Source organism: Mucilaginibacter sp. BGA-UO-ETr-C110 (genome assembly GCF_059567985.1).
This window is the reverse complement of sequence record NZ_JCAQPB010000002.1, coordinates 5,763,956-5,790,247: the sequence shown is the minus strand read 5'-3', so window position 1 is coordinate 5,790,247 and position 26,292 is coordinate 5,763,956. Positions and strand designations below refer to the sequence as shown.

Sequence of the window (26,292 nt, the reverse complement as noted above, 5' to 3'; positions counted from 1 at the left end):
CTTTCAATCTACGTAATACGGCAGGGCGTTTACACGTTATTATGAAAAAGCCCGAGCCACAACCAATCAGTTGATAACCAGAATTTGCATAGTCATGAAAAACTTCATCTTTTTAATGATCGCCGGTATAATGTTATGCACCTGTACCCGGGTATCGGGATCAGCTACACATAGAACAAACCCAATTGATACGGCTGTTACTGCAGCCAAACTATTGACCCTGGCCGATGCGGAAAAAATAATGGGTGAAAAGCTTCACCTGACCGACAATTCGACCAAAAAAGAAAAAGGGATTTCGAGATATCTGTGCGGATACCAGGCAAATGCGAAAGACGTAAAGAGCGGCAGTACAGGTGCCATCTATTTTCTGCTGGAACAATTTGACCAGGTTTCTTCGGCACAAAAGAAATATGCAGACATCAAAACCGCTAATGAACACAATGGGATTAAGGTTCTGGATAATTTGGGGGATGAAGCTTACTTCCATACCGATAATGAACATTTTTATTTTATAATGGTCAGAAAAGGCAAAAAAGTATTCAATATGAAAGTGAACAAAATAACATCAACCACTTCTCTGGAAGATTTCAATCAGGTTGCGAGAAAAATCACAGCCACCATTTAAGCCCCGAAAAACCATTTCATTGGCCATCAGTATCCAAATAACCGACTGCCATTTTGCATGCCTTTATAAATTGGCACGGGAATAGCAATGTAAGCTTATAAGATTATTGATTTATAGATGATAAAAGATCCTTGAAGCTTTTTAAATCACTAATTCAATAACTCACTAAATCAATAATTGCAAAAGATGAAACTCATCAAATTAAAAAAACTGGGTTCTGACATCAAACACCAGGCCGGCAAACTGGCCGATAGCGGCTTTAAACAAATATTTGTCCACATAGATCAGCTCAAGATAAAAAAAGGGGTTGATACCATGGGGCTGGATAAGTTTATAAACCAATGCGCGCTCATGGCGGCCGGTTCGGGAGCTATATCGGGCAGCGGTGGCATGGTCACGCTGATAGCAGGCATGCCTCTTGATTTTGCCAACCTCATTACCCAGCAATTCCGGGTAACTATGGCCGTTATGTACTATAACAAGGGCAGTTACCAAATTGAGTTTAATGATTTTATGGGATTGGTAGCCACTTCGCTAAGGGTAGAGGCCGGTGTGGCTATATCCAAAACCATGATGGAGGGCATTGCCGAAAAACTACTGATGGTACTGGGCACCCGCACCGCCGAAAGAATGGTACCCGTAGTAGGCGCCGTGATTGGTGGAACTGCCAACTACCTGTTCATTAAACGCATGGGCGAAATGGTAAAAAAAATGCAGGATACGCCGGTAGTGATCCCCATAGCCCCCTAACCCCCTGAAGGGGGAATAGCCTATGAAAAGAATAATGTGAAGCGGGGTGTCACCCTGAGCTCCGTCGAAGGGTAGAGCGCAGAGGCCTACCCACCATGCTTCGACGGAGCTCAGCATGACACCCGGCCAAAAAAGCCAAAGCTCGCGTTGTTCGAAGTCTCTGACTTCGAATCATTATGCTTGTAGTCTTCAGACTACAGGAAAACATTGGACCTGCCACTTGTCTGTAGTTTAAAACTACAGGCATAGTCGTTCGAAGTCAGAGACTTCGAACAGCGAAGTTTATGAAATAGGATAATCATCGCGTGTAGAAACCCCTCCCTGCCATTACACCTGCCCGGCGCGCCCCTCCCGTGGGGAGGGAATTAAAAATGACAACTGTTATTAATAAACAGACTCCACTTATTCCAATAACCCCGCAGGTATTTTTCCATCCACTTTTGGAAACGGAATATCCAAAAGTTTTACCATGATGGGCGTCATATCGCGCAGGTTCATTTCTTCGATCACAGCGCCTTTACGAATGCCCGGGCCATGGGCTATCAGTCCGGTACGGATATTTTTTGTATCGGGGAAATGCCCGTGTGTACCGCCTTTGCCGGGTTTTACGGCATTACCGGTGCTGGCTGCGCTGAATGCAGCGTCATGCTCACCGGTAATTGCGAAGGCAACGTTTGGGTTATAGCCACCTTTGTCCAATTGTTGCCTACTGATGATGCGGTAATATTGTTTCACGCTGTCGGGCTGTGCATCCAATAGTGCTTTCACTTTATTGGCGGTAGCTTTATCAGCAGGGTCTTTCAGATACAGGTAAGCAGATCCGCCGGATGCATTGAATTGCGCTTTCCAGTCGCCGGTTTTCAGGTCGTTGATCAACCCGGCTTCTTTTAGCCATACATTGGGTGCGATCGTTTTTTTGACATCATAAAATCCGTGATCGCCGCCAATAAGTAATACCGTGTTTTCCCATATACCTGCTTCTTTCAAAGCATCTACGATAATGCCTACGGCAGCATCTGCATCAGCTACCGCTTCTTGTACACCTGTTCCGTAACGCCCCTCGACATGTTCTGCATGGTCGACAGAAAATACGTGAATAGTCATCAGTCCGGGCTTACTTTTTTTGATCACATACGCGGCTATCTTAGCTATGTTCTGATTTTTCCCGGCATCTATCTTGTCAACACCACCAAACACTTCTTTTTTCACCTCAGCGTAAAAACCTTGCGGTAAGGAATATTGCGCGCGAACATCATCGCCCAGACCACCAATGTCGGGGATGTTATAATCTACAGGAGCATTGGCAGATACGGGCCAGTAGAGCGAAGCAACGGTCATGCCTTTTTCTTTGGCGGCTTTCCAGATGGTGGGTGCATGAATGGAACTATCCTGCCAGTAAGGCTGTTGCGGCGCTCCATCAGGGGTAAATATATTGTTATAAAATATGCCATGTTTTGCGGGCTGCACACCCGTAACGATGGTGGTATGTGAAGGATAGGTCATGGATGGGAATACACTGTTTACTCCTTTGGCATAAGCGCCGTCTTTCATCAGCGCACGCAGATTAGGTGTTTGCCATTCGCTGTCGAGGTAAAAATCGGGCCGGAAGCCATCAATGGTAATAAAGATAACGTGTTTGGCAGTTTGTGCCATAAGCTGCCCTGTTATCATAAACAAGGCAAGTAGTGCTATTGATAATTGTTTTTTCATATTAATCCGGTCAGGGTTTTGCGGGAGTAGGGGGAATCCACGAACAGGTAAAAAGAACAGCGCAAAGGTGTTTGTAATTCTGTTAACTTTTTATGATGTTATGATTATTTAATTTGCCTGAAGAGCATCTGACGATTTATTTATGGCGAGGGATGGATATGCCTGAAAGCATAATTACCGGGGTCAAAAAAAATGAGTATCTTTATAGATATACAACGGGCCTGCTTTCTTTTTTAAAGGGAGCAGGCCTGTTTAGTTAAGGGATAAAGGCCCCAAAAACAACCCATTTTCAACGCATATATTTGATAAACAATTACTTAACACTTTTTAAAGTTTTAAAAACACATCAAAACCGTGTTAAAATTTGTTAAAAAGTGTTAAAATCGAATTTTTTCGAGCGTTTTTGAGCCGTTTTTACCCGTTTTCGACGCGAAATTTGTTAAAATTTAAGGTTTAAAAAGTTTTTGGGATGGAAAATTACTGAGCACTCCGCCCTGCCGTCACTTCGTTGGTGAGTTTTACAAAATCGGCAACAGTGAGTCGCTCCGCCCGCAGGTCGAGGGTGGTATTACCGGTCATCTGTTCTTTGTTGATCAATGATGATATGGCATTGCGCAGCGTTTTGCGGCGCTGGTTAAAACCGGCCTTTACAATTTGCCAGAATAGCTTCTCGTCGCAGTCCAGGGCCTCAGCGCTATTCCGCGTCAACCGGATCACTGCCGAAAGCACTTTGGGTGGTGGGTTAAACACACCGGCTTTTACGGTAAACAGGTATTCTACCTTGTAATAGGCCTGTAAAAACACGCTCAGGATGCCGTATTCCTTGCTACCGGCTTTAGCGGAGCAGCGTTCGGCTACTTCCTTCTGGAACATGCCAACCACTTCAACCACCTGCTCGCGGTTGTCGAGCACCTTAAACAGTATCTGGGAGGATATATTATAGGGGAAATTACCGATAATAGCCAGGGGACCATTGAATACCGCTTTAAAATCCATCTCCAAAAAGTCGGCATTGATGAGGCGGCTGCCCAGCTGGGGGTATTTTTTTTGCAGGTACTGGTATGATTCCTCGTCAATATCGATCAGGGATACCTCGTATTCAGGCTTCTGCAATAAAAAGTCGGACAATATCCCCATACCCGGGCCAACTTCAAGCACGTGCTGGTAACGGCCATCGGGTTTCAGGCTGTCCACAATTTTGGAAGCGATATTTTTATCAGTAAGAAAGTGTTGCCCTAAATGTTTTTTTGCCCTTACCAACGTCATTATTAATCAAATATTTGAGCAAATTAAGGCATATTTGTGCTTTATTCAGGAACTATAAGCTTAAAATCTTTTATTTGCAGTAAAAAAAGCCGAAAGCCAAAGGCCAAAAGCATAAAGTTTAAGGCCGGCTTCAACATAAATATAACAGATCAACATCAGTGAAATCATCATATAATCGGTGAAATCCTATAATGATCAGTGTAATCATACATAATAACATGAGCGAAAAAATTAAAGTAGGGATAAGCATAGGTGATGTAAATGGCATTGGATTAGAAATAATTATTAAAACCCTGGCTGATGCCCGCATTTACGATTATTGTACACCCATTGTTTACGGGCATACCAAGGTAGCCTCGTTTCACCGCCGTGCAACCCAGGTTAGTGAGCTTAATTTTCATGTTATTAATGATCCGTCGCAATCGCAGCCAAAAAAACCCAACATGATCAATTGTTGGGAAGAGGATGTAAAAATTGAGATGGGCCAGGTTACCGAAGCTGGAGGCAAATACGCTTTCATCTCCTTAGAACGTGCCACCTTTGACTTAAAAGAGGGCTATATCGACGCCCTGGTCACCGCACCTATCAATAAAGATAATATACAAAGCGAGCAGTTTAATTTTCCGGGTCACACCGAATATTTGCAACAACGCGATGGCGCCGCCGAATCGCTGATGTTTTTAGTGAGTGATACCCTGCGTGTTGGCGTTGTAACCGGACACATCCCTATCAGTAAAGTATCTGAAAGTATTACCGGCGAAAAAATACTGGCCAAGCTTAAGCTGATGAACCACAGCCTGCAAAATGATTTCTGGATACGCAAACCAAAGATCGCGGTGCTGGGCCTTAACCCACACGCCAGCGATAACGGACTGATTGGTAACGAGGAAAAAGAAGTGATCATACCGGCTATTGAAGAGGCCCGCAACAATGATATCATGGCTTTTGGCCCATACTCGGCCGATGGTTTCTTTGCCAACGGAACCTATTTGCAATTTGATGCCGTACTGGCCATGTATCACGACCAGGGACTTATTCCTTTTAAGCAAATAGCATTTGAATCGGGAGTTAATTTTACAGCAGGTTTAAATTTTGTACGCACCTCACCCGATCATGGTACCGCCTATGACATCGCCGGTAAAAACCAGGCTTCGGAAATATCATTCCGTGAGGCGCTGTTCACGGCTATACATATTGTGAAGCATCGTCGCGAAACTCTGGAGCTGAATGAAAATCCGTTGGTATTTACCAAACTGAGCCGCGACAGGGATTAAAATCCGCTCTGTAATAGTAATGTTTCAATTTAATTAACGTTAGATTAAAACATTTGCTTAGTTATCGCATTTACCACTTTAATGAATGATTTTTTTAGTCGAGTCCGATCCATTGACGCTTTTCGTGCGGTAACAATGTTCCTGATGATATTTGTGAATGACCTCGACGGTATTCCAAATACACCAAACTGGCTCAAACATGCTGGAGAAAATGTTGATGCCTTAGGTATGGCCGATACTATTTTCCCTGCGTTTTTATTTATTGTAGGTTTATCCATACCGTTCGCGTTTCAAAACAGGCTTAAAAAAGGCGATTATAAACTGTTGTGGCGCATTGCGACGCGATCTTTCGCATTGGTGTTTATTGGCTTTTATCATGCCAATATGGAAACCTATAACGAGGTTACAACGCTGCTCCCCAAACCCGTTTGGGAAAGCCTGGTTACGTTCAGTTTCTTCTTTATATTTTTAGATTACGGCAAAGATACTTCCAACCTTAAACGATACATATTACAAGGATTTGGCATTGCATTGCTCCTGGCCATGTCCATACTCTATAAAACCAGCGACCCAGGGCATACCTGGCTTCACTTTACCTGGTGGGGTATCCTGGGGCTGATAGGCTGGGCATACCTGCTTTGTGCGCTTATATACTATTACTCCGGGGGGTACCTGTGGATCCAGGCGGCAGCATGGATATTCTTCATGTTCTTTAACATCGATTTTCATTTCGGCTTTTTGGATTTCCTTGCCCCTCTGCAAAAATATGTATGGATAGCCGGCAACGGAGCCATGCAGGCCTTCACCATGGCGGGGGTGTTTGTATCGGTATTATATATGCGGCTTAAGGCCAACAACGAACTTAAATTATTATGGGCCGCCCTGATCATGATTGCCATTATCATGTTTAATATGGGCTTTATAGTACGCTACTTTAGTGGAGGCATTTCCAAGGCGCGCGATACCCCTTCATGGGTACTTATTTGTACGGGTATCAGTTTGGTGATGTACGCCATTTTTATTTACGTGGTTGACTTTAAACATAAGTACAACTGGTTCAAGATCATTGAGCCGGCCGGCACCAACACGTTTACCTGTTATATTGTGCCATTCCTGTTTTACCCCATGTATGAAATGAGCAACCTGGGCTATCCAGAATACCTGAGCCAGGGAACCGGCGGCCTTATTAAATGTATCCTGTTCGCTTTTGTTATGGTTTGGCTCACCGGTTTGTTGGATAAGATCAATATCCGGCTGAAAATATAGCTTGAAGGCGAAGGCTTAAAGCTAAAGGCCCAAAGCTTAAAGCAAATACAGCTTTAGGCCTTTGGCTTTGTGCTTTAAGCTTCTTATCTTGTATGTACCTTATCACTAAAAATAAAATAGCCGATTATATTGAGCAACATCCTGAGGCTCAAACTGCTTTTTTAACATGGATTAAAGAGTTTCCTTACTGGGAATCAAATAATAACGAAACCCAGCCTATAGTAGGAATACTTAACGGATGGTTTGGTCTAGGCCGGGGCGATTATTGGATCGAATTTAAATTTAATCCATGGCTTAAAACCGGTTATATGGTGTGGATAGGTACCGAAAAAGCTCGAATCGAATATGAGAACGCGAAGATTGAAAAGTTAAGAATCAAATATCCTGACCTCGTTACAACTTCTGTAACAATTACAACGCCCGCCTCGACACGTCGTTCTAAGAAAGAATCAGAAGATAGAATTGTTCATCGTACCGATGCTCCTCAAGGTAAAGCCACTGAAATATTCCCATCAACAATTGAAGGTTATGTAGCCAGCGAATTGGATCTGAAAACTCAAACCGAATACGAAAACGCTTTGAACAAAGCGATCGCCCTATTTGATGCGCAGCCCCGAACGCCTGAATTTGACGAGTTGGCCTTACTGCTACCATTCATCAGGCATTACGAAGCCTGCTATATTGAGTTGCCCCGGCTTGCTCTTTTAGATGTCATTAAACTTAAAATGGAAATGCTCGAAATGAATCCCTCTCATCTAACATTTATTATTGGCAGTGACGAAGAAGTAAACCTGTTTCTTACAGGTAAAAATACCCTACCTAATAAAACCCTTAAGACAGTTTGCAAGCTACTTTGCATACGAATCCCACTTCATGATAAAAGCCCGATCAAATAAGTCCCCCTTTTGGCTACTAAATATCGGCTCAATAAAACGTTAAAACAACGGGCCTAACACCAAATACCAGTTGTTTATTTTCAAATACCGAAATGGTATTCGGTTTATATAATGCCCTGTTTTTAATAATTAGCCTTGTAGATTAAAGTATTATCTTTACCTTTAACCATTAGTGTTTTATCAGGCCTAAAACCAAATTAAAAAAACAGTTTCCAGTTATGGTATTTTTCCCTACATTTGCGGGCTAATTGTTGCTCATTGAAATCGCTTAGAACATATTCGATTCCTTTTACAGGGCTTAAACTGGGAAAACACCAGTTTGAATACGCTGTTGACGATGCTTTTTTTGACGAGTTTGATTACTCGCTTGTAAAAAAGGCTAACCTGCAGTGCCAGGTAGAGTTGGACAAACAGGAAACAATGCTGATACTGAATTTTCATATCAGCGGAACCGTTAACACCACCTGCGACAGGTGTCTGGCTCAATATCCGCAACCGCTGGATATAACCGAACAACAGATCGCCAAATTTAGCGACGAGGTGATTGACGAAGATGATGAGATCATCACCCTGAGTAAAAATGATCATGAGATCAATATAGCGGGGTTAATATATGAATACATAAATGTTGCCATGCCATTTATATCGGTATGCAGCGATGAGGGTAACACCTCTTATTGTGATAAAGAGATGCTCGAAAAGTTAAATAACCTTTCGGGAACTGACGGACAAAATGAGCAGACAGACCCACGGTGGGATGTACTCAGGAAAATAAATAAATAACAAATAACAGGATCATGCCACATCCAAAACGTAAAATATCCAAATCAAGAAGAGATAAGCGTAGAACACACTACAAAGCTGAAGCTCCAACTTTAACTACCTGCCAAACTACCGGTGCTATTCACTTACCGCACAGAGCTTATACTGTTGATGGTAACGTTTACTACAACGGTAAATTACTGATAGAGAAAGCAGCAGTAGCATAAGTTTAATTTTCTGAAAATGAAGATTGGCTTAGATATTATGGGCGGTGATTTTGCTCCCAAAGCAGCCGTTTTAGGGGCAATCGAAGCTTATAAGGCTTTATCTGCCGACCAAAAACTGGTGCTTATTGGTGATAAAGAAATTGCGGCCACTATTCTTCAGGAAAACAATGTGAGCCCCGATCACTTTGAGTTTGTACACACAACCGAAGTGATAGGTATGGGCGAACACCCTACAAAAGCCATTGTTCAAAAACCGGATTCGAGTATTTCGGTTGGTTTTCAGTTGCTTAAAGAGGGAGAAATACAAGCTTTTTCTTCGGCTGGTAATACCGGTGCCATGCTTGTTGGTGCCATGTTCAGCGTAAAAACCATTCCCGGCGTTATTCGTCCGGCTATGACCACTATTGTACCCAAACTTAAAGGAGGTTTGGGTATTTTGTTGGATGTAGGTGCCAATGCCGATTGCAAACCAGATGTTCTGGTGCAGTTTGGCGTGTTGGGCAGCTTACTAGCACAGTCGGTATATGATATAACCAATCCGCGTGTGGCCTTAATGAACATTGGCGAAGAAGAAGAAAAAGGTAATATCCTAAGTCAGGCCACCTACCCCTTAATGAAAGAAACATCCCTGTTTAACTTTGTAGGTAACGTTGAAGGACGCGACCTGTTTAGTGAAACTGCCGATGTTTATGTATGCGATGGCTTTACCGGTAATGTAATATTAAAGCTTGCCGAATCGTTTTATGTGATAACACGAAAGAAACAGCTTAATGACGAGTTTTTTGACCGGTTCAATTATGAGCAATACGGTGGCAGCCCTATCCTGGGTGTAAACGCCCCGGTAATTGTAGGCCATGGCATTTCGAGTCCCGAAGCTATCAAAAACATGATCCTTTTATCAAAAAACATGATTGAGAGCAAACTGGTGGACAAAATTAAACAAGCTTTTCAGTAAAAAAATAAAAGATGAGTAAAATTCATGCTGCTATTACTGCTGTACATGGTTACGTTCCCGACTATATCCTAACCAACCAGGAGCTTGAAACTCTGGTTGATACCAATGATGAGTGGATTGTAAGCCGTACAGGCATTAAAGAGCGCCGTATACTTAAAGGCGAAGGCTTGGGTACATCTGATATGGCAGTTCCCGCGGTTAATGGCTTGTTAAAAAAACGAGGCATAAGCGCTGAGGAAATTGACCTTATTATTTTTTGCACAACTACGCCCGATATGCCATTCCCGGCAACAGCAAACATCCTGGCCAACAAAATTGGCGCGGTGAACGCATGGGGTTTCGACCTTCAGGCTGCCTGTTCTGGTTTTATATTTGGCCTTACCACAGGTGCCCAGTTTATTGAAAACGGTAAACATAAAAAGGTACTGGTTATAGGCGGCGATAAAATGTCGTCGATAGTGAATTACCAGGATCGTGCTACCTGCATTATTTTTGGTGATGGCTGCGGCGCGGTGTTGCTTGAGCCTAATACCGAAGGCTATGGCGTTATCGATTCTATCCTGAAAAGTGATGGCGCCGGTGCCCAGTATTTACATCAAAAAGCCGGCGGCTCGGTAAAACCGGCAACTCATGAAACTGTTGAGGCCCGTGAACATTTTGCTTACCAGGAAGGCCCGGCGGTATTTAAATTCGCTGTAACCAACATGGCCGATGTAGCCCATGAAGTAATGGAACGCAATGGCCTTGGTGCCGATGATGTTGCCTGGTTGGTACCTCATCAGGCCAATAAACGCATCATTGATGCTACAGCCAGTCGTACCGGTTTAAGTGCCGATAAAGTGATCATCAATATTGAACGTTATGGCAACACAACTAATGGAACAATACCATTATGTTTGTGGGAGTGGGAGAGCAAGTTCAAAAAAGGCGATAATCTTATTCTAGCGGCATTTGGCGGTGGCTTTACCTGGGGCTCTGTTTATTTAAAATGGGCCTATTAAGTGTACATACAGAAAAATAAAACATCTGTTCATTTTAATATGTTACTTAATTTATAGCCAAATCATAAAAAACATTTGCACATTTGCAGTCTGCATATTTGCATATTGCCAGTTTGCACATTATCATATAACTTAGATAATAAACTTTATCCAAAACCACTCAATCCCAAAGTATGGATATTAAACAAATTCAGGACCTTATTCGTTTTGTTTCAAAATCAGGCGTAAACGAAGTGTCAATTGAGCAAAAAGATTTTAAGATCACCATAAAAACCAACGAGGTTCAGCCGCAGGTTATTCATGCAAGCATCCCGGCACAAACCGCCCCTGCTGCATTACCGGTAGCTCCCGTTGCACCTGTGGCAGAGGCCGCAGCCCCGGCAGTTCCTGCAGCGGCTGATACTTCAAAGTATCTTACTATCAAATCTCCAATGATCGGCACTTTTTACCGTTCGGCCAGTCCAGATAAACCATTATTTGTAAACGTTGGCGATGAAATAAAAACAGGCACTGTTGTTTGCATCATCGAAGCCATGAAACTTTTCAACGAGATCGAGTCTGAAATTTCAGGTCGTATTGTCAAAGTATTGGTTGACAATGCTTCGCCGGTTGAGTACGATCAGCCTTTATTTTTAGTAGAACCTATTTAGTAGATTGCAGATATGCGGATTTCAGATGTGCAGATGATCGGTTTTAATTCATCTGCACATTTATAATTTGCACATCTGCATATCTGTAATTTATCATCTGCATATTTGCACATTTGTAATCTGCACATTTAAAAAAAGATGTTTAAAAAAATATTAATAGCTAACCGGGGTGAGATTGCCTTACGTATTATCCGTACTTGTAAAGAGATGGGTATAAAAACCGTAGCTGTATATTCAACTGCCGACCGTGATAGCCTTCATGTGCGTTTTGCTGATGAGGCCGTTTGTATAGGTCCGCCACCAAGCCGCGATTCTTACTTAAGTATTCCTAATATCATTTCGGCAGCCGAACTTACCAATGCCGATGCGATACATCCTGGCTACGGCTTTTTGTCTGAAAATGCTAAATTTTCGTCTATCTGTGCCGATTACGGTATCAAATTTATTGGTGCTACGGCCGATCAGATCAATAAAATGGGCGATAAGGCATCAGCAAAAGAAACCATGAAAAAAGCCGGTGTACCTATTGTTCCCGGATCAGAAGGTTTGCTTACCGATGTAAAACAAGGTATCGCCATAGCTAACAAAATAGGTTATCCTGTTATATTAAAAGCTACTGCCGGTGGTGGTGGCCGCGGTATGCGTATTGTTTGGAAAGACGAGGAATTTGAAAATGCCTGGGATTCGGCCCGTGCCGAGTCGGGTGCTGCTTTTGGTAACGACGGCCTTTATCTGGAAAAATATGTACAGGATCCCCGCCACATCGAGATACAGGTAGTAGGCGACCAATACGGTAAAGTATGTCATCTTTCTGAGCGCGATTGCTCTATCCAACGTCGTCACCAGAAACTGGTAGAAGAATCACCTTCTCCATTCATGACCGAAAAGCTTCGTAAAAAAATGGGCGATGCGGCTATAAAAGGCGCCAAAGCCGTTAAATACGAAGGCGCTGGTACAGTAGAGTTTTTGGTTGATAAAGACCGTAACTTCTACTTTATGGAAATGAACACCCGTATCCAGGTAGAGCACCCGGTTACCGAAGAGGTGATCAACTTTGACCTGATTAAGGAGCAAATAAAGGTTGCCGCAGGTATCCCTATTTCCGGTAAAAACTACGAGCCAACTATGCATGCCATCGAGTGCCGTATCAATGCCGAGGATCCGTTCAATGGTTTCCGTCCCTCACCAGGTAAAATCACCAATTTCCACTCACCGGGTGGTCATGGCGTGCGTATAGATACGCATGTGTACACCGGTTACGTGATCCCGCCAAACTATGATTCGATGATAGCCAAGGTGATCTGCGTAGCACAAACCCGTGATGAAGCATTAAGCACAATGGAGAGAGCATTAAGTGAATTTGTGATAGAAGGTGTAAAAACAACTATACCATTCCACCTTAAATTATTGCAGGATCCTAACTTTCGTGCCGGTAATTTCACCACCAAGTTTATGGAAACCTTTGAATTTTAATATAAATTCAAACTATCTTCATATAATTAAACGTACTTAGCACAATAGCGTTTTTACAGCGGTATTTAAACCATGAGCGATAACAAGTTAATTAAAGCCATCAAAGACAAAGGCAAAACGATGGAGGCAGAAATGTCTTTCTTCGATCATTTGGAAGCGCTGAGGTGGCATTTGGTAAGGGCATCAATAGCCATTGTAATATTTACCGCTGTAGTATTTTATTTTTACGACTGGATTTTCAAAAACGTTATTATGGCCCCAAGCAAGCCCGCATTCTGGACATACCGGATGCTGTGCGATCTTGGTGCAGCTTTACATCGCTCTGGGTTTTGTATTGAGAAGATCAATATTCAATTGATCAATACCGAAATGGCCGGACAATTTACACTCCAGATCAATTCGGCGCTCCTTATAGGTATTACTTTGGGTATCCCCTACCTCATCTGGGAGATATGGCGCTTTATAAAACCCGCCCTGCATGAAAAAGAGCGTAAAGCCGCTACCGGATTTGTTTTTTATGCCTGTATGCTGTTTTTCCTGGGTGTGATGTTTGGGTATTATGTCATTACCCCCATGTCCATTAACTTTTTATCAAGCTATACGGTAAGTGACCAAATTCAGAACTTATTTTCTATCGATTCCTACATATCATCCGTTGCTACCTTAACATTGGCAACCGGTGTGGTTTTTCAATTGCCCATCCTGGTTTACATATTATCAAATCTGGGTATTTTAACGCCTAAGTTTATGCGCGAAACACGCAGGTACGCTATTGTGATCATCCTGATCATCGCAGCGGTAGTAACGCCTACACCTGATATGTTAACCATGACTGTAGTAAGTATCCCGCTGTTTGTATTATATGAAGTAAGTATTATAGTAGCCGGTTTGGTTGAAAAACGAAAACTAAAACGCCACGAAGAGGTAATGTCGTAAATAAGATATACGTACAATAAATAAAAAAAAGCGGTCACTAAGTAGCCGCTTTTTTTATTTAAAATCATGGTTTACACTGTAAACCGTTTTTTTATAGCAAAAAAATCATAACTAATTGATTATAAATGATATAAAAACGCGTTAACCCCAAAAAGTGTAAACCATGTAAACCCATTTTTTAAGCAAATGGTCTGGCTTTTTAAGGATTATGCCTCCCCCCATGACGTCTTTATAAGCACCTATCCACATATGTGAAATTTGCACATTTGCACATCTAAATAATTTGCACATTTGTACATTAACTTAATACTTATTTAACTGATGAAAGAAGGGCTAAAGATTGCCATTGGCGCCGACCATGCCGGCTTTGATTATAAACAGGCTTTACTGGAAACCGTACCAGCAGCCGAACTAAAGGACTTTGGCACCTACTCCAACACCTCGGCAGATTACCCCGACTTTGCCCACCCTGTTGCTTCGGCCGTTGAAAGCGGCGAATTTGACCTGGGAATATTGGTTTGCGGCAGCGCCAATGGTGTAGCTATTACAGCCAATAAACATCAGGGCATCCGCGCAGCCATTTGCTGGACCGTTGAACTAGCAGAACTGGCCCGTAAACATAATAATGCCAACATTGTATGCATTCCCGCTCGCTTTATCAGCATTGATGAGGCCGAAAAAATTGTAGCAGTCTTTCTAAGTACAGACTTTGAAGGCGGTCGCCATGCCACACGCGTGGGTAAAATTGCCTGTTGAGGAAGCTGAAAGCAAAAAGCCCAAGGTCGAAAGCCCGGAATAAAATATTCTAAGAACATAACTAACAAACATGAAAAAAATATACCTGTGGACTATTTCATCGGCATTTGCTTTAAATGCCTGCGCCCAGCAAAATCCAACCATTATAAAATACGCCAAGCTGATCACTGCTGATGACGCCAAAAAACACCTGAGTATAATAGCATCAGACGCATTTGAGGGTCGCGAAACCGGGAAACCCGGCGCCGAGAAAGCGGCAAATTATATCGCGGCTGAATTTAAACGGTTAGGCTTGCAGGCGCCTGTAAATGGATCGTACTTTTTGGATGTTCCGCTTACACAAAATCTGTTGCAGGTAACCGATTTTACAGTAAACGGAAAAGTGTTCTCTTATGGAAAAGACTTCTACCTTACCGGAACCTATCCCGATAAAAACTTAACTGCCAATACAGTCGTATTCGTGGGTTATGGAACCGAAGCTGAAATAAGCGCTATCGATTTGACCGGGAAAATACTGCTTTGGATAAATGAGGACAAACCAGAAGCCGGCTCTACCCCCAACACAAGCTACCGCATGACGGCCGCCCGTACCAAAATTGTTAAAAACCTGCAAAGCAAAAAACCCTTAGCCATACTTGCAGCTAACCCGGGTATTGCTGCTGCATTGAGTCGCTTCGGTAACAGTATAGCAAGTGCGCGTTTAACTATCAAAAAGGAAAACGCAGCATCGTCAAATCCAAATGCGCCGGTATTCAATATCACTAGCAACCTGGCTGATGAGCTGTTAAAAACTACCGGTATAACCTATGAACAGTTAAAGGCACAGTCGGCCGCTAAGACGACTCCAGCGGTGACTGCGAATACTGATATCGTACTAAATTATCATACCGAAAAGAAAGATGTAAAAGCGGTTGACGTACTGGGTTATATGCCGGGTACCGACCTGAAAGATGAAGTATTGGTATTTTCGGCACACTATGACCACATCGGTTTAAACCCTGATCAAAATGCAAAGGATAAAGTAAATAACGGTGCCGATGATGACGGCTCCGGCACTACCGGGATACTCGAGATTGCCCGTGCATTTTCACAAGCCAAAAAAGATGGGCACGGCCCACGCCGCAGTATCCTGTTTTTAGGTAATGTGGGTGAAGAAAAAGGCTTACTGGGATCCGAGTACTATTCTGAACACCCGGTTTTTCCACTGGCTAACACTATAGCCGACCTCAACATTGATATGATCGGTCGTGTGGGTGAAGAGTATATAGGCAAGCCTGATTCAGCTAATTATGTTTATGCCATAGGATCATCTATGTTGAGTAAAGAACTGCATGAAGTTGGGGAGAATGCCAATAATACTTACACCAAGCTGCATTTAGATTATAAATATGATGATCCAAATGATCCAAACCGGTTTTACTATCGCAGTGATCATTATAACTTTGCCAAACATGGCGTACCTATTATTTTTTACTTTAACGGCGTACATGCAGATTATCATCAGCCTGGCGATGAAGTAAGCAAGATCAACTTCCCGCTACTGGCTAAACGTGCGCAACTGGTATTTTACACAGGCTGGGAACTGGCCAACCGTGATAAACGACCATTTGTAGACGGCAAAATATCTGAAGAAACCAGGTAAGACCTTTTTGAAGATTTTAAATGTAGAGACGCAAATATGCGTCTCTTTTTGTTTCTGACAAATATTCAGAAAACGCATATATGCCTCTCTCTACAAAAAAAATCTTATTTTCGCATATATGGGAAGCACTGCGGAAGAGTTTTTGGTAGCCTCTGAAGAGAAGGCGTTTGACGTTGATCACCGCCGTATTATCAATAATAATATTGATAAATACAGCACCGCCGTTGAGCGCGGTCTTTCCCGCATTACTAACCTTGACAATGCCAAACGCAAAGGGCATGTGATCAAGTGGAAGGTAATGGAAAATCTGGATAAATTTTTACCGGAGTTTGAAGCCAATTTCCAAAAACGCGGCGGCAAAGTAATCTGGGCCAATGACGCCGAAGAAGCTAATCGCGAGATCCTGAATATTATCCGGAAAGCCAACGCTAAAACAGTAGTAAAATCAAAATCAATGGTTACCGAGGAAATTCATTTAAATGAGTTCCTTGAAAGTAACCAGGTAGAATCATTAGAAACCGACCTTGGCGAATACATTGTACAGCTCCTGGGGCAAAAACCTTACCATATAGTTACTCCGGCTATGCACCTCAGTAAAGAAGATATAGCCAAACTATTTCATGAACGTTTCGGCACCCCTATTGATGCCACACCGGAACAGCTTACCCTTAAAGCACGCGAATTACTGCGCGACAAATACCTGCAAGCCGATATCGGTATTACCGGTGCCAACTTTTTACTGGCTGATACTGGCAGTATCGCTATTAGTGAAAATGAAGGAAATGCCCGCTTATGTACCACGTTCCCTAAAATACATATCGCGATTGTGGGTATCGAAAAGCTGATACCCTCTATTACGGATCTCGACCTGTTCTGGCCTATGTTATCCACCCATGGTACAGGCCAAAACCTTACGGTTTATAATACCATTTTAAGCGGCCCGCGCCAACCCAATGAAACCGATGGGCCCGACGAAATGTATGTGATATTACTGGATAATGGCCGCACCAACCTGTTAGCTCAGAAAGAACAGCGCCAGGGATTATACTGCATACGCTGCGGTGCCTGTTTAAACGTTTGTCCTATTTACAAAAACATAGGCGGCCATACTTATAATACAACCTATAGCGGCCCTATTGGCTCCATTATTACGCCACATACCAGGGGGATGGGCGAGTTTAAGCACTTAAGCTACGCCTCAAGTTTATGCGGCAGGTGTACCGAGGTTTGCCCTGTTAAAATCGACATTCATAAAATGTTACTCCTTAACCGTCGCGATGCGGTAAAAGAACACCTGGTTACCTCTAAAGAGCGCTGGGGCTGGAGTATCTGGACAAAAGGTATGCTCAAACGCAAACTCATGGACTTTTTTGGCGGTAAAATGAAGAACTACCTCCTTAAAACTTTCTTTAAAAAGACATGGGGGCACCTACGGGATATGCCAAATGTGGCCGAAAAATCATTCAGCAAACAGTGGCAGGAAAAAAACCGTGTTCAGGAAGAAGAATAGATCTGTACTACATCCAAAACTACTATGCGAAAAATAATTTTGAACCTGGCTGTGAGCCTTGACGGCTACATTGAAGGCCCTAATGGCGAGTATGATTGGTGTTTTGCCGATCAGGATTATGGCATGACCGAGTTTTTAGGCAGTACCGATGCCATATTTTTGGGGAGAATAAGTTATGAGATGCTCATGCGCGATAGTCCTGAGGTATTTTCGGCAATTAAAATGTACATTTTCTCCAATACCCTGACAAAAGTTGAAGGTAACGCTGAAATTATTACTGAAGCCGATTTCAAAACTCGTATAGAAGAGATCAGGAATCAACCCGGCGCCAATATATGGTTGTTTGGCGGGGCGGAACTGGTATCGGCATTTATAGCTCATAACATGATCAATGAGCTATTACTTTCTGTACATCCGGTAATTTTAGGCGCCGGCAAACCGCTTTTTATCAATATAAAAGAACGCACAGAACTCATACTCATTGGCAGTGAACAATTCAGCAGCGGCTTGGTACAATTGAAATACACCCTCAAACCCAAATTTGATATGAGTGTGTTGGATAATTTGTAGAAACCAAAATTTCAAAGGGGTAACGTTTTACGGTATCAATGATGCCTTCAGCAAGATTTTTCAATGATGGAAATTTCATTGGTGTAAGGTTTATTTATCCAATGTACTGATTTTTGTAAAATATATGCGGTAAAAGCTTATCTGCACGGGCTTAGGGATTGCATTTTACACATTAGTGTTTATATTTGCGGTCGCAAAAAACATCATTTTATATAAATATAATGAGAGAAATACAGTTCAGAGAAGCGCTAAGAGAGGCCATGGTCGAAGAAATGCGCAACGACGATAAAATATACCTGATGGGTGAAGAGGTTGCCGAATATAATGGCGCCTATAAAGTAAGCCAGGGTATGCTGGATGAATTTGGTGCCAAACGCGTTATTGATACGCCCATCTCTGAATTAGGCTTTGCCGGTATAGGCATTGGCTCTGCCATGAATGGATTGCGCCCGATCATCGAGTTCATGACCTTTAACTTTTCGTTAGTGGCTATTGACCAGATCATCAACGGTGCAGCCAAGATCATGTCTATGAGCGGTGGCCAGTTCTCGGTTCCGATCGTTTTCCGCGGCCCAACCGGTAATGCGGGTATGTTAAGCTCACAGCACAGTCAGTGTTTTGAAAACTGGTATGCCAACTGCCCTGGTTTAAAAGTGGTAGTACCATCAAACCCTTACGATGCTAAAGGTTTATTAAAATCAGCTATTCTTGATCCGGATCCCGTTATTTTCATGGAATCTGAATTAATGTATGGCGATAAAGGCGAGGTTCCTGAAGAAACTTATTATATACCATTAGGTAAAGCAAAAGTTGTTAAAGAAGGCTCCGATGTTACTTTGGTAGGCTTTGGTAAGATCATGAAAGTGGTTGTAGCTGCTGCCGCCGAACTGGAAAAAGAAGGTATCCATGCCGAAGTGATCGACCTGCGTACTGTACGTCCTATCGATTACGCTACAGTGATTGAATCGGTTAAAAAAACAAACCGTTTAGTGATCATTGAAGAAAGCTGGCCTTTAGGTTCAATCGCTACAGAAGTTGCCTTTAAAGTACAAAAAGACGCGTTTGATTACCTTGATGCACCTATATTACGCATTATGGGTGGCGACGTTCCTTTGCCTTATGCACCAACCCTGATCCAGGAATACCTGCCAAATCCGGAGCGTGTTATTAAAGCGGTTAAAGAGGTAATGTACGTTACTAAATAATAACGTTATACCATATTATATAAAGCCCCGACCGATTGGCCGGGGCTTTTTTATTTCATGTGAGTTGAGATAGTTCTACCATTGAATATTTTATTAAAAAGTGGGTTTACATGGTTTACACTTTTTACGGGTTACACTTATTTAATCGATTGATAATCAATTAATTATTTTTTATTTTGCCACAAAAAACGGTTTACAGTGTAAACCATGATTTTGGCTAAATTTTAGTCTACTCACTCCTCTTCTCTTGTTTGGCTTTTGATTGTAACAATTCAACTGTACTATCGTCAAAACAAAAAACTTTAACCACTTTATTCTTTACCCCTATCTAATGAGCTCAGTAGCTAATTATCAGGACTTCAAAATAAATGTAAAGATTAAACTTTCGGCATTATGGATCTCCGTAATGTTCTGTTATATCTATGGCGACTTCTTTTCACTATTTGTACCAGGCAGAATTAAGGGTCTGATGAATGGCCAATCCGGGGCAGGGCCAATTACCCCACTGGTGCTGCTTATGTATGCCATACTGTTGTCTATACCTCCGGTAATGATATTTTTATCCTTAATACTAAGGCCCAAAGTAAACCGGCTGATTAACATCATGGTTGGGATATTCTTTACATTGGTTATGCTATTAGTGGTTGGCACTTCTATTCATAAATGGATGATTTTTTATACCTATTTGGGCGTTATTGAAATTATAACTACCTGCTTAATTGTAAGGTATGCATGGCGGTGGCCCAAAGAGGGATGATCTCCCTATAAAAAGCAGCTTGTTTGTTGCCCGATCGCCCCGTTCTTTATAAATTTTACCACCATTTTACCGTACGCCAGGATTGATATTATTTAATTACTTATTTTTAGCTAATAAATCATCGGTATGCAATACTTCAATCCAAAAGCATTAAAGTCAATATTTCTATTAGCAATAGCCTGTATTATCTGTGGCAGCGCTTATGCGCAAACCCCGGCGGCTGCACCCACGGCGACTAAAGCGCCAGCCGCCACTGTTACCGGCGCGACAACTTACATTGATAAATTTTTTAAAACGTATGAAAAAGATGGTACTTCAAGAGCTATCATCAACATTTTTAAAACAAACCCGCTGGTTGATTCAACCAGTTTGAGAGGACTGATAGCCAAAATTGATACCACCCGTGCTCTGATCGGTCTGTATATTGGTAAGGAGCTGATTGTACAGCGCAAAGCATCAAACAGTCTGATATTGTATAGTTACCTGGTTAAACATCAGAACCAACCGGTACGTTTTACCTTCATGTTTTACAAACCAAAAAATGATTGGGTGATATACCGTCTGTATTTTGACGACCAGGTTGATAATGAACTGGAAGAATCGGCCAAGATAAACGGAAAAACACAATAAAGACCTGCGATTATTTACCGGTTTTAAATATCATTTTCTTTCATCTGACGGAAACAGCGTATGAGGGTAATCATTGCACTTCTTATTTGTCTTTCATGTTTTAGAGGATATTCACAGGATGAGAAGGCCCAAATTACAGCAGATATAAGTTCTTATATGAACCTATTTGAAAAAGGTGAATATGAAAAAACCGTAAATTTTATATACCCTAAACTACTAACCTTTGTAAGCGCCGATCAATTGGCTGCCGGTTTCAAAAATATTTTCAACAATCCTGACTTTACGTTCAAGTTTTCCAATTCTAAAATTGGGAATATTGGCGATATAAGAATCATTAAGGACGAAAAATTCGCGCTTGTAGAATACTCATATACCATGACAATGTTTATAAAAGATAACGATGCGACTAAATTAAAGGACCGATTTTCTATGTTAGCTACTTATCAAAAAACGTATGGGGAAGAAAATGTAAAATATGATACCGTTGCTGATAAATATGAAATAGCAATAATTAAAAAAATGTACGCGATAAACTCTCCACCCTCTAAAGAATGGAAATTTGTTGATGCGGAAAAAAGTAAAAAACCATTTTTAAGCAAAATATTGCCAGCAGAACTATTGACAGACCTGTAATTGTTTCTCAGTCTACCAAAATATTTTCGCCAAATTTTTGCGATACGGTAGTACTTTCTTTACCACCGATACTGATCACCAGCGAATTATCGTAAGGTATTTTTTCCAGCAGCTTGATGTTGGTACCAATACCTATATCCAATTTTTGCAGGTACTGCAAAAACGAACTGCTTGTATCTTTTACAGCTGCCACCCGGCAGGTATCCCCTGTTTTCAGATCGGCTAAAGTTACCGAATAAGGTTTGGGAACCTTACCATTGGCTTTTGGTATGGGATCACCATGAGGGTCATATTCCGGGAAACCCAGAAATTTATCCAGCCTGTCGGCCAGTGAAGCATCACTGATGTGTTCCAGCTCTTCGGCAATATCGTGGATCTCATCCCAATGATACCCCAGTTTTTCTAACAAAAACACCTCCCAAAGCCTGTGACGGCGTACTATCAATACGGCGTCTTTTAAACCAACCGGGGTTAGTTTTACGCCTTTTTTCTTATCGTACTCTATCAACTGCTTATCGGTCAGCTTGCGTATCATATCCACTACCGATGCCGGGTTGTTCTTCAACGATTCGGCAATGGCTGTTGGCGTGATCTTAAAATTAGGTTGCTGACTAAGCCTGTAAATTGATTTTAGGTAATTCTCCTCTGATAATGTGTACATCCACCTTTATGATTACACACAAACATAGTTAAAATCATTTCGTTTATTATAAAATTAGTCTTATCTAATTTTATATATTTAATTAATCAAATAATTTAAATATGTTTGCATAAATTTAAGTTATATGCGAACACTACTTTTACTTTTTATATTATTGATAACTAATCAGCTTTTTGCTCAAACAGGAGTTTTAAGGGGGCATGTTACCGCCAATAATGAACCCTTGTCATACGCTTCGGTCAATATTAAAGGGCTCGGGAAAGGCGTAAGTACCAATACGAAGGGCTATTTCGAAATCAAAAACATTCCTCCAGGCACCTACGGTATCACCATTACCAGTATCGGTTATGAAGCCGACACCATCCGCATTACCATTAACGATAATGAACCGGTTATAAAAAACGTGAGCCTGAAAGAAAAACCATCCAAACTAAACGAGGTAGTAGTCACCGGGGTTTCACGCGCCACCCAGTTACGCAGCAACCCGGTGCCTATAACGGTAATGAGCAAAAAGGAGATCGAGCAGCATGTAAACAACAACATCATTGATGCTATTGTTAAAGGTGTACCAGGCGTAAGCGCGGTTACCACAGGGCCCAATATCTCCAAACCTTTTATCCGCGGATTGGGCTACAATCGTGTTTTAACTTTGTACGATGGTATCCGCCAGGAAGGGCAGCAATGGGGCGACGAACATGGTATCGAGATTGATCAATACGGTATTGGTCGCGCTGAAGTGGTAAAAGGTCCGGCAAGTTTAACCTATGGTTCTGATGCGCTGGCTGGTGTTATCAATCTGATCCCCTACATCCCCAATGGCGACGATGGCAAGCTCAATGGCGATATTATAACCGATTATCATACCAACAACGGCATGATCGGCACCTCCGTAGGCTTATCCTACAAGCAGAACAATTGGAAATACGCTTTCCGCGCTACAGCTAAAACAGCGCATGATTATCAGAACAAGATCGACGGTTTTGTTTATAATACCGGTTTCCGCGAATTTAACCTGTCGGGCATTGCCCGGGTCGACAAATCATGGGGTTACTCACAAATTGGCGCTACGTTATATGATAACCGGCAGGAGATCCCCGATGGCAGCCGCGATTCGCTCAGTCGCCGTTTTACCCAACAGATCTATGAGGCCGGACAAGACAATATCAAAAACCGCCCTATAGTTTCTAACGACGAATTGCGATCTTATGCCATTACCGCATTACACCAGCGTATACAGCACTACAGGGTATACAACACCAATTCTTTTAAAATCGGCGATGGCAGCATCAATACCTCACTGGGCTTTCAGCAAAGCATCCGCAGGGAATACAACCACCCCACCGTTCCGGAACAGGCAGGTCTTTATGTTGTGTTGAATACCATTAATTATGATGTACGCTACAATCTGCCTTCATTTGGCGGCGTTGAAACCACCGCGGGTATCAATGGCATGTACCAAACCAACCGCAGCAAGGCAGCGACTGATTTCCCTATACCCGATTATAACTTGTTTGATGCCGGAGGTTTTCTGTTTGCCAAAAAAAGCTTTGGACAAATCGATATCTCTGGTGGTTTAAGGTACGATACGAGGCATGTAACCTGGAACAATTTTTATGTGGGCACAGATGCGCAAACCGGTTTTGGCAAACAGGTACATTTGCCTGATACCGCAGGCGCCAGTCTGCAATTCCCGGCCTTTACACATAATTACCGGGGCTTTTCGGGTAGTTTAGGGCTTACTTATAATATCAGCGATCGTCTGTTGCTCAAAGCCAATATTGCCCGGGGTTATCGCGCGCCAAACATTACCGAAATAGGTTCAAACGGGCTTGATCCCGGCGCGCATATTGTTTACCTGGGTAACCGCAGTTTTAACCCCGAATTTAGCTTACAGGAGGACCTGGGTTTTATTGCCTATCTGCCAGATATGGACATTATTGCCGAAGTATTCAACAATAGCATCAACAACTATATTTACCAGGCCAAATTGAATGATGCCAACGGGAATCCCGTTATTATTGTGCCGGGCAACAGCACTTATCAGTATCAGCAATCAAAAGCGCGGCTTTACGGCGCTGAATTAACGCTGAACCTGCATCCACGAAGTATTAAATGGCTCGCTTTAGACAACAGCATCTCCTATGTAACAGGGCTCAACAAAAATCAGCAATTGATAGATAAGTATGGCGATGCTGCGAAATATTTGCCTTTTATACCGCCCTTGCATATCCGGTCGGCCCTAAAAGCTACATTGCCGGGAGTTTATGGTGTATTTACCAAGTTAAATGCCCGTATTGAGGCCGATGCTTATGCTAATCAGAACCATTTTTATGCACTGGATAATACCGAAACTTTTACTAAAGGATATACCCTTTTTAACGCGGGCCTGGGTTTTACCATTAAAGCCGAGAAAGCTAAATCTTCTTTCTATGAGTTTTTTATCCAGGGCGATAATTTATTTGATACCGCTTATCAGGCTAATTTGAACCGCTTAAAGTATTTTGAATATTATAAATCATCGCCCAACGGGCATACCGGTATTTATAATATGGGGCGAAATTTGAGCTTTAAGGTCATTCTGCATTTTTAACAAAAATCAAAAACGGGCTCCCTTTTGCAGAGAGCCCGTTTCTATTATATATTGAATATGATAAATTAGTGATGACCGTGGCCACCGCCATGTTCTCCACCATGACCACCGCCATGGTTTCCACCTTGACCGTGTCCGCCGCCATGGTTTCCACCTGGGCGTCCACCACCATGGTTTCCGTGATCACCACCGGGACGTCCGCCCCCGTGATTTCCACCACCCCAGTTACCGTTGCCGTGTCCACGACCGCCACCCCAATTACCACGGTTTCCACCATTATAATGAGGACGGGCATAAGCCGCTCTGCGGGCATAGTTACCACGCCAGTAGTTGGCATAGTGTGCGTCGCGGCTGTTCCGGATGATCACCTGGTCATGACGGCCACGATAGCCAGCATAATGATCTCTATAGTATCCGTGCCTTAACCATGGATTGCGGTCGTTGATCACTACTTTATAACCATTATATAAGTTATAGTTGCGGTAACGTACCGGCAAATAAGCGCGGTGTACCCATATATTGTTGTCAAAGTACACATATTGATGGGTTGGTACATCATAATAGGTATCAATATCGGGCATGTAATAATAGTTGGCATAATCGTAGCCTACCGGGCCCCAGGCTGGCTGGCTACCAATGTTTACCCCTAAGCTTACGCTTACCTGAGCACTGGCGGTTTTAATTGCAAAGCAGCTTAATAACAATACTGCCGATAAAATGAGCTTTTTCATTTATGTTTTTTTTAGTGTTGATAAGTATCGTGGTAAAATTTCATTTAAGTTGAAAAGCAGGCCACGATCACTCATTAATAACATTGTTTGCATGTATGACACTAATTAACGCAAAAAGTTTAAATTTTTTATTTCGGGCTTTTTCTGCATCTAAACCCATACTACAAAAAACGAGCCCGCCAATTATGGCAGACTCGTTTCGTATATAAAAATTAACAATAATAATTAGTTCCTGTGTCCGTCACCACCACGGTCACGGTGGTCATCGCCACGGCGATCTTTAACGGTTTTGTGTACTACTACCTTACGGCCATTTCCACGGTCACCTTTCCAGTGATTGCTATATTTAACCTCTTTGCTGTCGCGGATGATAGTTTGATCGCGGCGACCTTTATAAGTTACATATTTCTTCCTGATCACATCATTATGAACCCATGGATTACGTTGATTCACTACTACTTTATAGCTGTGATAAACATCATAATTGCCATAACGGGATGGCAAAGAGGCGCCATGTACCCATACATTGTTGTTCTGGTAAACATACTGATGAGCGTTCACATCATAATATGAATCAACATCAGGCAGGTAATAATAATCGGCATGATCATAACCTACGGGGCCCCAATCGGGTTGGCTGCCTATATTGATACTTAGGCTTATTTGAGCGCTGGCTATTTTTACTGATAAGCAGCTAAGCAGTATGGCTGCTGTTAAAATGATCTTTTTCATTGTTTTTTCGTGTTGTTTGTATGTATGACAACAAGCTTAAACAAAAGTTTAGCCAGTACGCCGTCTTAGGCAGTAACTAATCAG

The 26,292-nt window shown here is 42.3% G+C and carries 26 protein-coding genes; 21 read left to right on the top strand and 5 right to left on the bottom strand.

Going from position 1 to position 26,292, the window contains the following annotated elements; translation table 11 throughout:
- Positions 1 to 94: 94 nt before the first annotated feature.
- Together AC57BQ_RS24990 and AC57BQ_RS24985 are read left to right on the top strand one after the other, a co-directional pair.
- Positions 95 to 625, top strand: coding sequence for a hypothetical protein (locus tag AC57BQ_RS24990; protein WP_496408833.1), 531 nt, complete (start codon positions 95 to 97; stop codon positions 623 to 625).
- 186 nt (positions 626 to 811) lie between these two features.
- Complete coding sequence (locus AC57BQ_RS24985) at positions 812 to 1,375, top strand: hypothetical protein (protein WP_496408832.1); 564 nt, start codon at positions 812 to 814, stop codon at positions 1,373 to 1,375.
- Between the two features lie 402 nt (positions 1,376 to 1,777).
- Here the strand turns inward: AC57BQ_RS24985 and AC57BQ_RS24980 are convergent, their stop codons facing one another.
- The gene (locus AC57BQ_RS24980) at positions 1,778 to 3,085 is read right to left on the bottom strand and encodes an alkaline phosphatase family protein (protein ID WP_496408831.1); all 1,308 of its coding nucleotides are present in this window, start codon (positions 3,083 to 3,085) and stop codon (positions 1,778 to 1,780) included.
- Between the two features lie 477 nt (positions 3,086 to 3,562).
- Positions 3,563 to 4,351, bottom strand: coding sequence for a 16S rRNA (adenine(1518)-N(6)/adenine(1519)-N(6))-dimethyltransferase RsmA (rsmA, locus tag AC57BQ_RS24975; RefSeq protein ID WP_496408830.1), 789 nt, complete (start codon positions 4,349 to 4,351; stop codon positions 3,563 to 3,565).
- A gap of 218 nt (positions 4,352 to 4,569) precedes the next feature.
- Here rsmA and pdxA point away from each other — a divergent pair, with 218 nt between their 5' ends.
- From pdxA to AC57BQ_RS24885, 18 genes are all read left to right on the top strand, one after another.
- Positions 4,570 to 5,625 (top strand): 4-hydroxythreonine-4-phosphate dehydrogenase PdxA, encoded by a 1,056-nt coding sequence (gene pdxA / locus AC57BQ_RS24970; protein WP_496408829.1) that lies wholly within the window; start codon positions 4,570 to 4,572, stop codon positions 5,623 to 5,625.
- A gap of 81 nt (positions 5,626 to 5,706) precedes the next feature.
- Complete coding sequence (locus AC57BQ_RS24965) at positions 5,707 to 6,891, top strand: DUF5009 domain-containing protein (RefSeq protein WP_496408828.1); 1,185 nt, start codon at positions 5,707 to 5,709, stop codon at positions 6,889 to 6,891.
- 92 nt (positions 6,892 to 6,983) lie between these two features.
- Entirely contained in the window at positions 6,984 to 7,787 is an 804-nt protein-coding gene (locus AC57BQ_RS24960; RefSeq protein ID WP_496408827.1) for a hypothetical protein, read from the top strand.
- A gap of 258 nt (positions 7,788 to 8,045) precedes the next feature.
- Entirely contained in the window at positions 8,046 to 8,570 is a 525-nt protein-coding gene (locus tag AC57BQ_RS24955) for a YceD family protein (RefSeq protein WP_496408826.1), read from the top strand.
- 14 nt (positions 8,571 to 8,584) lie between these two features.
- Positions 8,585 to 8,776 carry a 50S ribosomal protein L32 gene (rpmF, locus tag AC57BQ_RS24950; RefSeq protein WP_090472767.1) on the top strand — a complete coding sequence of 64 codons (192 nt, stop codon included), beginning with the start codon at positions 8,585 to 8,587 and terminating at the stop codon, positions 8,774 to 8,776.
- Positions 8,777 to 8,792: 16 nt separating this feature from the next.
- Positions 8,793 to 9,731 (top strand): phosphate acyltransferase PlsX, encoded by a 939-nt coding sequence (gene plsX / locus AC57BQ_RS24945; protein ID WP_496408825.1) that lies wholly within the window; start codon positions 8,793 to 8,795, stop codon positions 9,729 to 9,731.
- A gap of 11 nt (positions 9,732 to 9,742) precedes the next feature.
- Positions 9,743 to 10,732, top strand: coding sequence for a beta-ketoacyl-ACP synthase III (locus AC57BQ_RS24940; protein WP_496408824.1), 990 nt, complete (start codon positions 9,743 to 9,745; stop codon positions 10,730 to 10,732).
- A gap of 173 nt (positions 10,733 to 10,905) precedes the next feature.
- Positions 10,906 to 11,382, top strand: coding sequence for an acetyl-CoA carboxylase biotin carboxyl carrier protein (gene accB, locus AC57BQ_RS24935; protein ID WP_496408823.1), 477 nt, complete (start codon positions 10,906 to 10,908; stop codon positions 11,380 to 11,382).
- A 138-nt stretch (positions 11,383 to 11,520) separates the two neighbouring features.
- A complete protein-coding gene (accC, locus tag AC57BQ_RS24930; protein ID WP_496408822.1) occupies positions 11,521 to 12,855 on the top strand; it encodes an acetyl-CoA carboxylase biotin carboxylase subunit in 1,335 nt (444 codons plus the stop codon).
- Positions 12,856 to 12,927: 72 nt separating this feature from the next.
- A complete protein-coding gene (gene tatC / locus AC57BQ_RS24925) occupies positions 12,928 to 13,791 on the top strand; it encodes a twin-arginine translocase subunit TatC (RefSeq protein ID WP_496408821.1) in 864 nt (287 codons plus the stop codon).
- 321 nt (positions 13,792 to 14,112) lie between these two features.
- Positions 14,113 to 14,547: a ribose 5-phosphate isomerase B gene (gene rpiB / locus AC57BQ_RS24920; protein WP_496408820.1), complete on the top strand. Its 435-nt coding sequence runs from the start codon at positions 14,113 to 14,115 to the stop codon at positions 14,545 to 14,547.
- Between the two features lie 70 nt (positions 14,548 to 14,617).
- The gene (locus AC57BQ_RS24915; RefSeq protein ID WP_496408819.1) at positions 14,618 to 16,189 is read left to right on the top strand and encodes a M28 family peptidase; all 1,572 of its coding nucleotides are present in this window, start codon (positions 14,618 to 14,620) and stop codon (positions 16,187 to 16,189) included.
- Positions 16,190 to 16,307: 118 nt separating this feature from the next.
- On the top strand, positions 16,308 to 17,699 hold the full coding sequence (locus AC57BQ_RS24910) for a LutB/LldF family L-lactate oxidation iron-sulfur protein (protein ID WP_496408818.1): 1,392 nt from the start codon (positions 16,308 to 16,310) through the stop codon (positions 17,697 to 17,699).
- Positions 17,700 to 17,723: 24 nt separating this feature from the next.
- Complete coding sequence (locus AC57BQ_RS24905) at positions 17,724 to 18,269, top strand: dihydrofolate reductase family protein (RefSeq protein WP_496408817.1); 546 nt, start codon at positions 17,724 to 17,726, stop codon at positions 18,267 to 18,269.
- A 221-nt stretch (positions 18,270 to 18,490) separates the two neighbouring features.
- Positions 18,491 to 19,474, top strand: a complete 984-nt coding sequence (locus AC57BQ_RS24900) for a pyruvate dehydrogenase complex E1 component subunit beta (protein WP_496408816.1) — start codon at positions 18,491 to 18,493, stop codon at positions 19,472 to 19,474.
- Between the two features lie 331 nt (positions 19,475 to 19,805).
- The gene (locus AC57BQ_RS24895; protein ID WP_496408815.1) at positions 19,806 to 20,231 is read left to right on the top strand and encodes a DUF6326 family protein; all 426 of its coding nucleotides are present in this window, start codon (positions 19,806 to 19,808) and stop codon (positions 20,229 to 20,231) included.
- Between the two features lie 126 nt (positions 20,232 to 20,357).
- A complete protein-coding gene (locus tag AC57BQ_RS24890; RefSeq protein WP_496408814.1) occupies positions 20,358 to 20,861 on the top strand; it encodes a hypothetical protein in 504 nt (167 codons plus the stop codon).
- A gap of 60 nt (positions 20,862 to 20,921) precedes the next feature.
- Positions 20,922 to 21,494, top strand: coding sequence for a hypothetical protein (locus tag AC57BQ_RS24885; protein WP_496408813.1), 573 nt, complete (start codon positions 20,922 to 20,924; stop codon positions 21,492 to 21,494).
- Positions 21,495 to 21,501: 7 nt separating this feature from the next.
- On the opposite strand, the gene AC57BQ_RS24880 is transcribed toward AC57BQ_RS24885, so the two are convergent.
- A complete protein-coding gene (locus AC57BQ_RS24880; protein WP_496408812.1) occupies positions 21,502 to 22,155 on the bottom strand; it encodes a metal-dependent transcriptional regulator in 654 nt (217 codons plus the stop codon).
- Between the two features lie 124 nt (positions 22,156 to 22,279).
- Between AC57BQ_RS24880 and AC57BQ_RS24875 the strand changes: the two genes are divergently transcribed.
- Positions 22,280 to 24,745: a TonB-dependent receptor gene (locus tag AC57BQ_RS24875; protein WP_496408811.1), complete on the top strand. Its 2,466-nt coding sequence runs from the start codon at positions 22,280 to 22,282 to the stop codon at positions 24,743 to 24,745.
- Between the two features lie 65 nt (positions 24,746 to 24,810).
- Here AC57BQ_RS24875 and AC57BQ_RS24870 read toward each other — a convergent pair whose 3' ends face one another.
- A complete protein-coding gene (locus AC57BQ_RS24870) occupies positions 24,811 to 25,476 on the bottom strand; it encodes a hypothetical protein (protein ID WP_496408810.1) in 666 nt (221 codons plus the stop codon).
- A gap of 225 nt (positions 25,477 to 25,701) precedes the next feature.
- A complete protein-coding gene (locus AC57BQ_RS24865; RefSeq protein ID WP_496408809.1) occupies positions 25,702 to 26,208 on the bottom strand; it encodes a hypothetical protein in 507 nt (168 codons plus the stop codon).
- Positions 26,209 to 26,292: the final 84 nt, after the last annotated feature.

Bases quoted from the DNA above. Each gene is read 5' to 3' on its own strand.
- AC57BQ_RS24990 (WP_496408833.1), top strand. From the start codon at position 95: ATGAAAAACTTCATCTTTTTAATGATCGCCGGTATAATGTTATGCACC.
- AC57BQ_RS24985 (WP_496408832.1), top strand. From the start codon at position 812: ATGAAACTCATCAAATTAAAAAAACTGGGTTCTGACATCAAACACCAG.
- AC57BQ_RS24980 (WP_496408831.1), bottom strand. From the start codon at position 3,085: ATGAAAAAACAATTATCAATAGCACTACTTGCCTTGTTTATGATAACA.
- rsmA (WP_496408830.1), bottom strand. From the start codon at position 4,351: ATGACGTTGGTAAGGGCAAAAAAACATTTAGGGCAACACTTTCTTACT.
- pdxA (WP_496408829.1), top strand. From the start codon at position 4,570: ATGAGCGAAAAAATTAAAGTAGGGATAAGCATAGGTGATGTAAATGGC.
- AC57BQ_RS24965 (WP_496408828.1), top strand. From the start codon at position 5,707: ATGAATGATTTTTTTAGTCGAGTCCGATCCATTGACGCTTTTCGTGCG.
- AC57BQ_RS24960 (WP_496408827.1), top strand. From the start codon at position 6,984: ATGTACCTTATCACTAAAAATAAAATAGCCGATTATATTGAGCAACAT.
- rpmF (WP_090472767.1), top strand. From the start codon at position 8,585: ATGCCACATCCAAAACGTAAAATATCCAAATCAAGAAGAGATAAGCGT.
- plsX (WP_496408825.1), top strand. From the start codon at position 8,793: ATGAAGATTGGCTTAGATATTATGGGCGGTGATTTTGCTCCCAAAGCA.
- AC57BQ_RS24940 (WP_496408824.1), top strand. From the start codon at position 9,743: ATGAGTAAAATTCATGCTGCTATTACTGCTGTACATGGTTACGTTCCC.
- accB (WP_496408823.1), top strand. From the start codon at position 10,906: ATGGATATTAAACAAATTCAGGACCTTATTCGTTTTGTTTCAAAATCA.
- accC (WP_496408822.1), top strand. From the start codon at position 11,521: ATGTTTAAAAAAATATTAATAGCTAACCGGGGTGAGATTGCCTTACGT.
- tatC (WP_496408821.1), top strand. From the start codon at position 12,928: ATGAGCGATAACAAGTTAATTAAAGCCATCAAAGACAAAGGCAAAACG.
- rpiB (WP_496408820.1), top strand. From the start codon at position 14,113: ATGAAAGAAGGGCTAAAGATTGCCATTGGCGCCGACCATGCCGGCTTT.
- AC57BQ_RS24915 (WP_496408819.1), top strand. From the start codon at position 14,618: ATGAAAAAAATATACCTGTGGACTATTTCATCGGCATTTGCTTTAAAT.
- AC57BQ_RS24910 (WP_496408818.1), top strand. From the start codon at position 16,308: ATGGGAAGCACTGCGGAAGAGTTTTTGGTAGCCTCTGAAGAGAAGGCG.
- AC57BQ_RS24905 (WP_496408817.1), top strand. From the start codon at position 17,724: ATGCGAAAAATAATTTTGAACCTGGCTGTGAGCCTTGACGGCTACATT.
- AC57BQ_RS24900 (WP_496408816.1), top strand. From the start codon at position 18,491: ATGAGAGAAATACAGTTCAGAGAAGCGCTAAGAGAGGCCATGGTCGAA.
- AC57BQ_RS24895 (WP_496408815.1), top strand. From the start codon at position 19,806: ATGAGCTCAGTAGCTAATTATCAGGACTTCAAAATAAATGTAAAGATT.
- AC57BQ_RS24890 (WP_496408814.1), top strand. From the start codon at position 20,358: ATGCAATACTTCAATCCAAAAGCATTAAAGTCAATATTTCTATTAGCA.
- AC57BQ_RS24885 (WP_496408813.1), top strand. From the start codon at position 20,922: ATGAGGGTAATCATTGCACTTCTTATTTGTCTTTCATGTTTTAGAGGA.
- AC57BQ_RS24880 (WP_496408812.1), bottom strand. From the start codon at position 22,155: ATGTACACATTATCAGAGGAGAATTACCTAAAATCAATTTACAGGCTT.
- AC57BQ_RS24875 (WP_496408811.1), top strand. From the start codon at position 22,280: ATGCGAACACTACTTTTACTTTTTATATTATTGATAACTAATCAGCTT.
- AC57BQ_RS24870 (WP_496408810.1), bottom strand. From the start codon at position 25,476: ATGAAAAAGCTCATTTTATCGGCAGTATTGTTATTAAGCTGCTTTGCA.
- AC57BQ_RS24865 (WP_496408809.1), bottom strand. From the start codon at position 26,208: ATGAAAAAGATCATTTTAACAGCAGCCATACTGCTTAGCTGCTTATCA.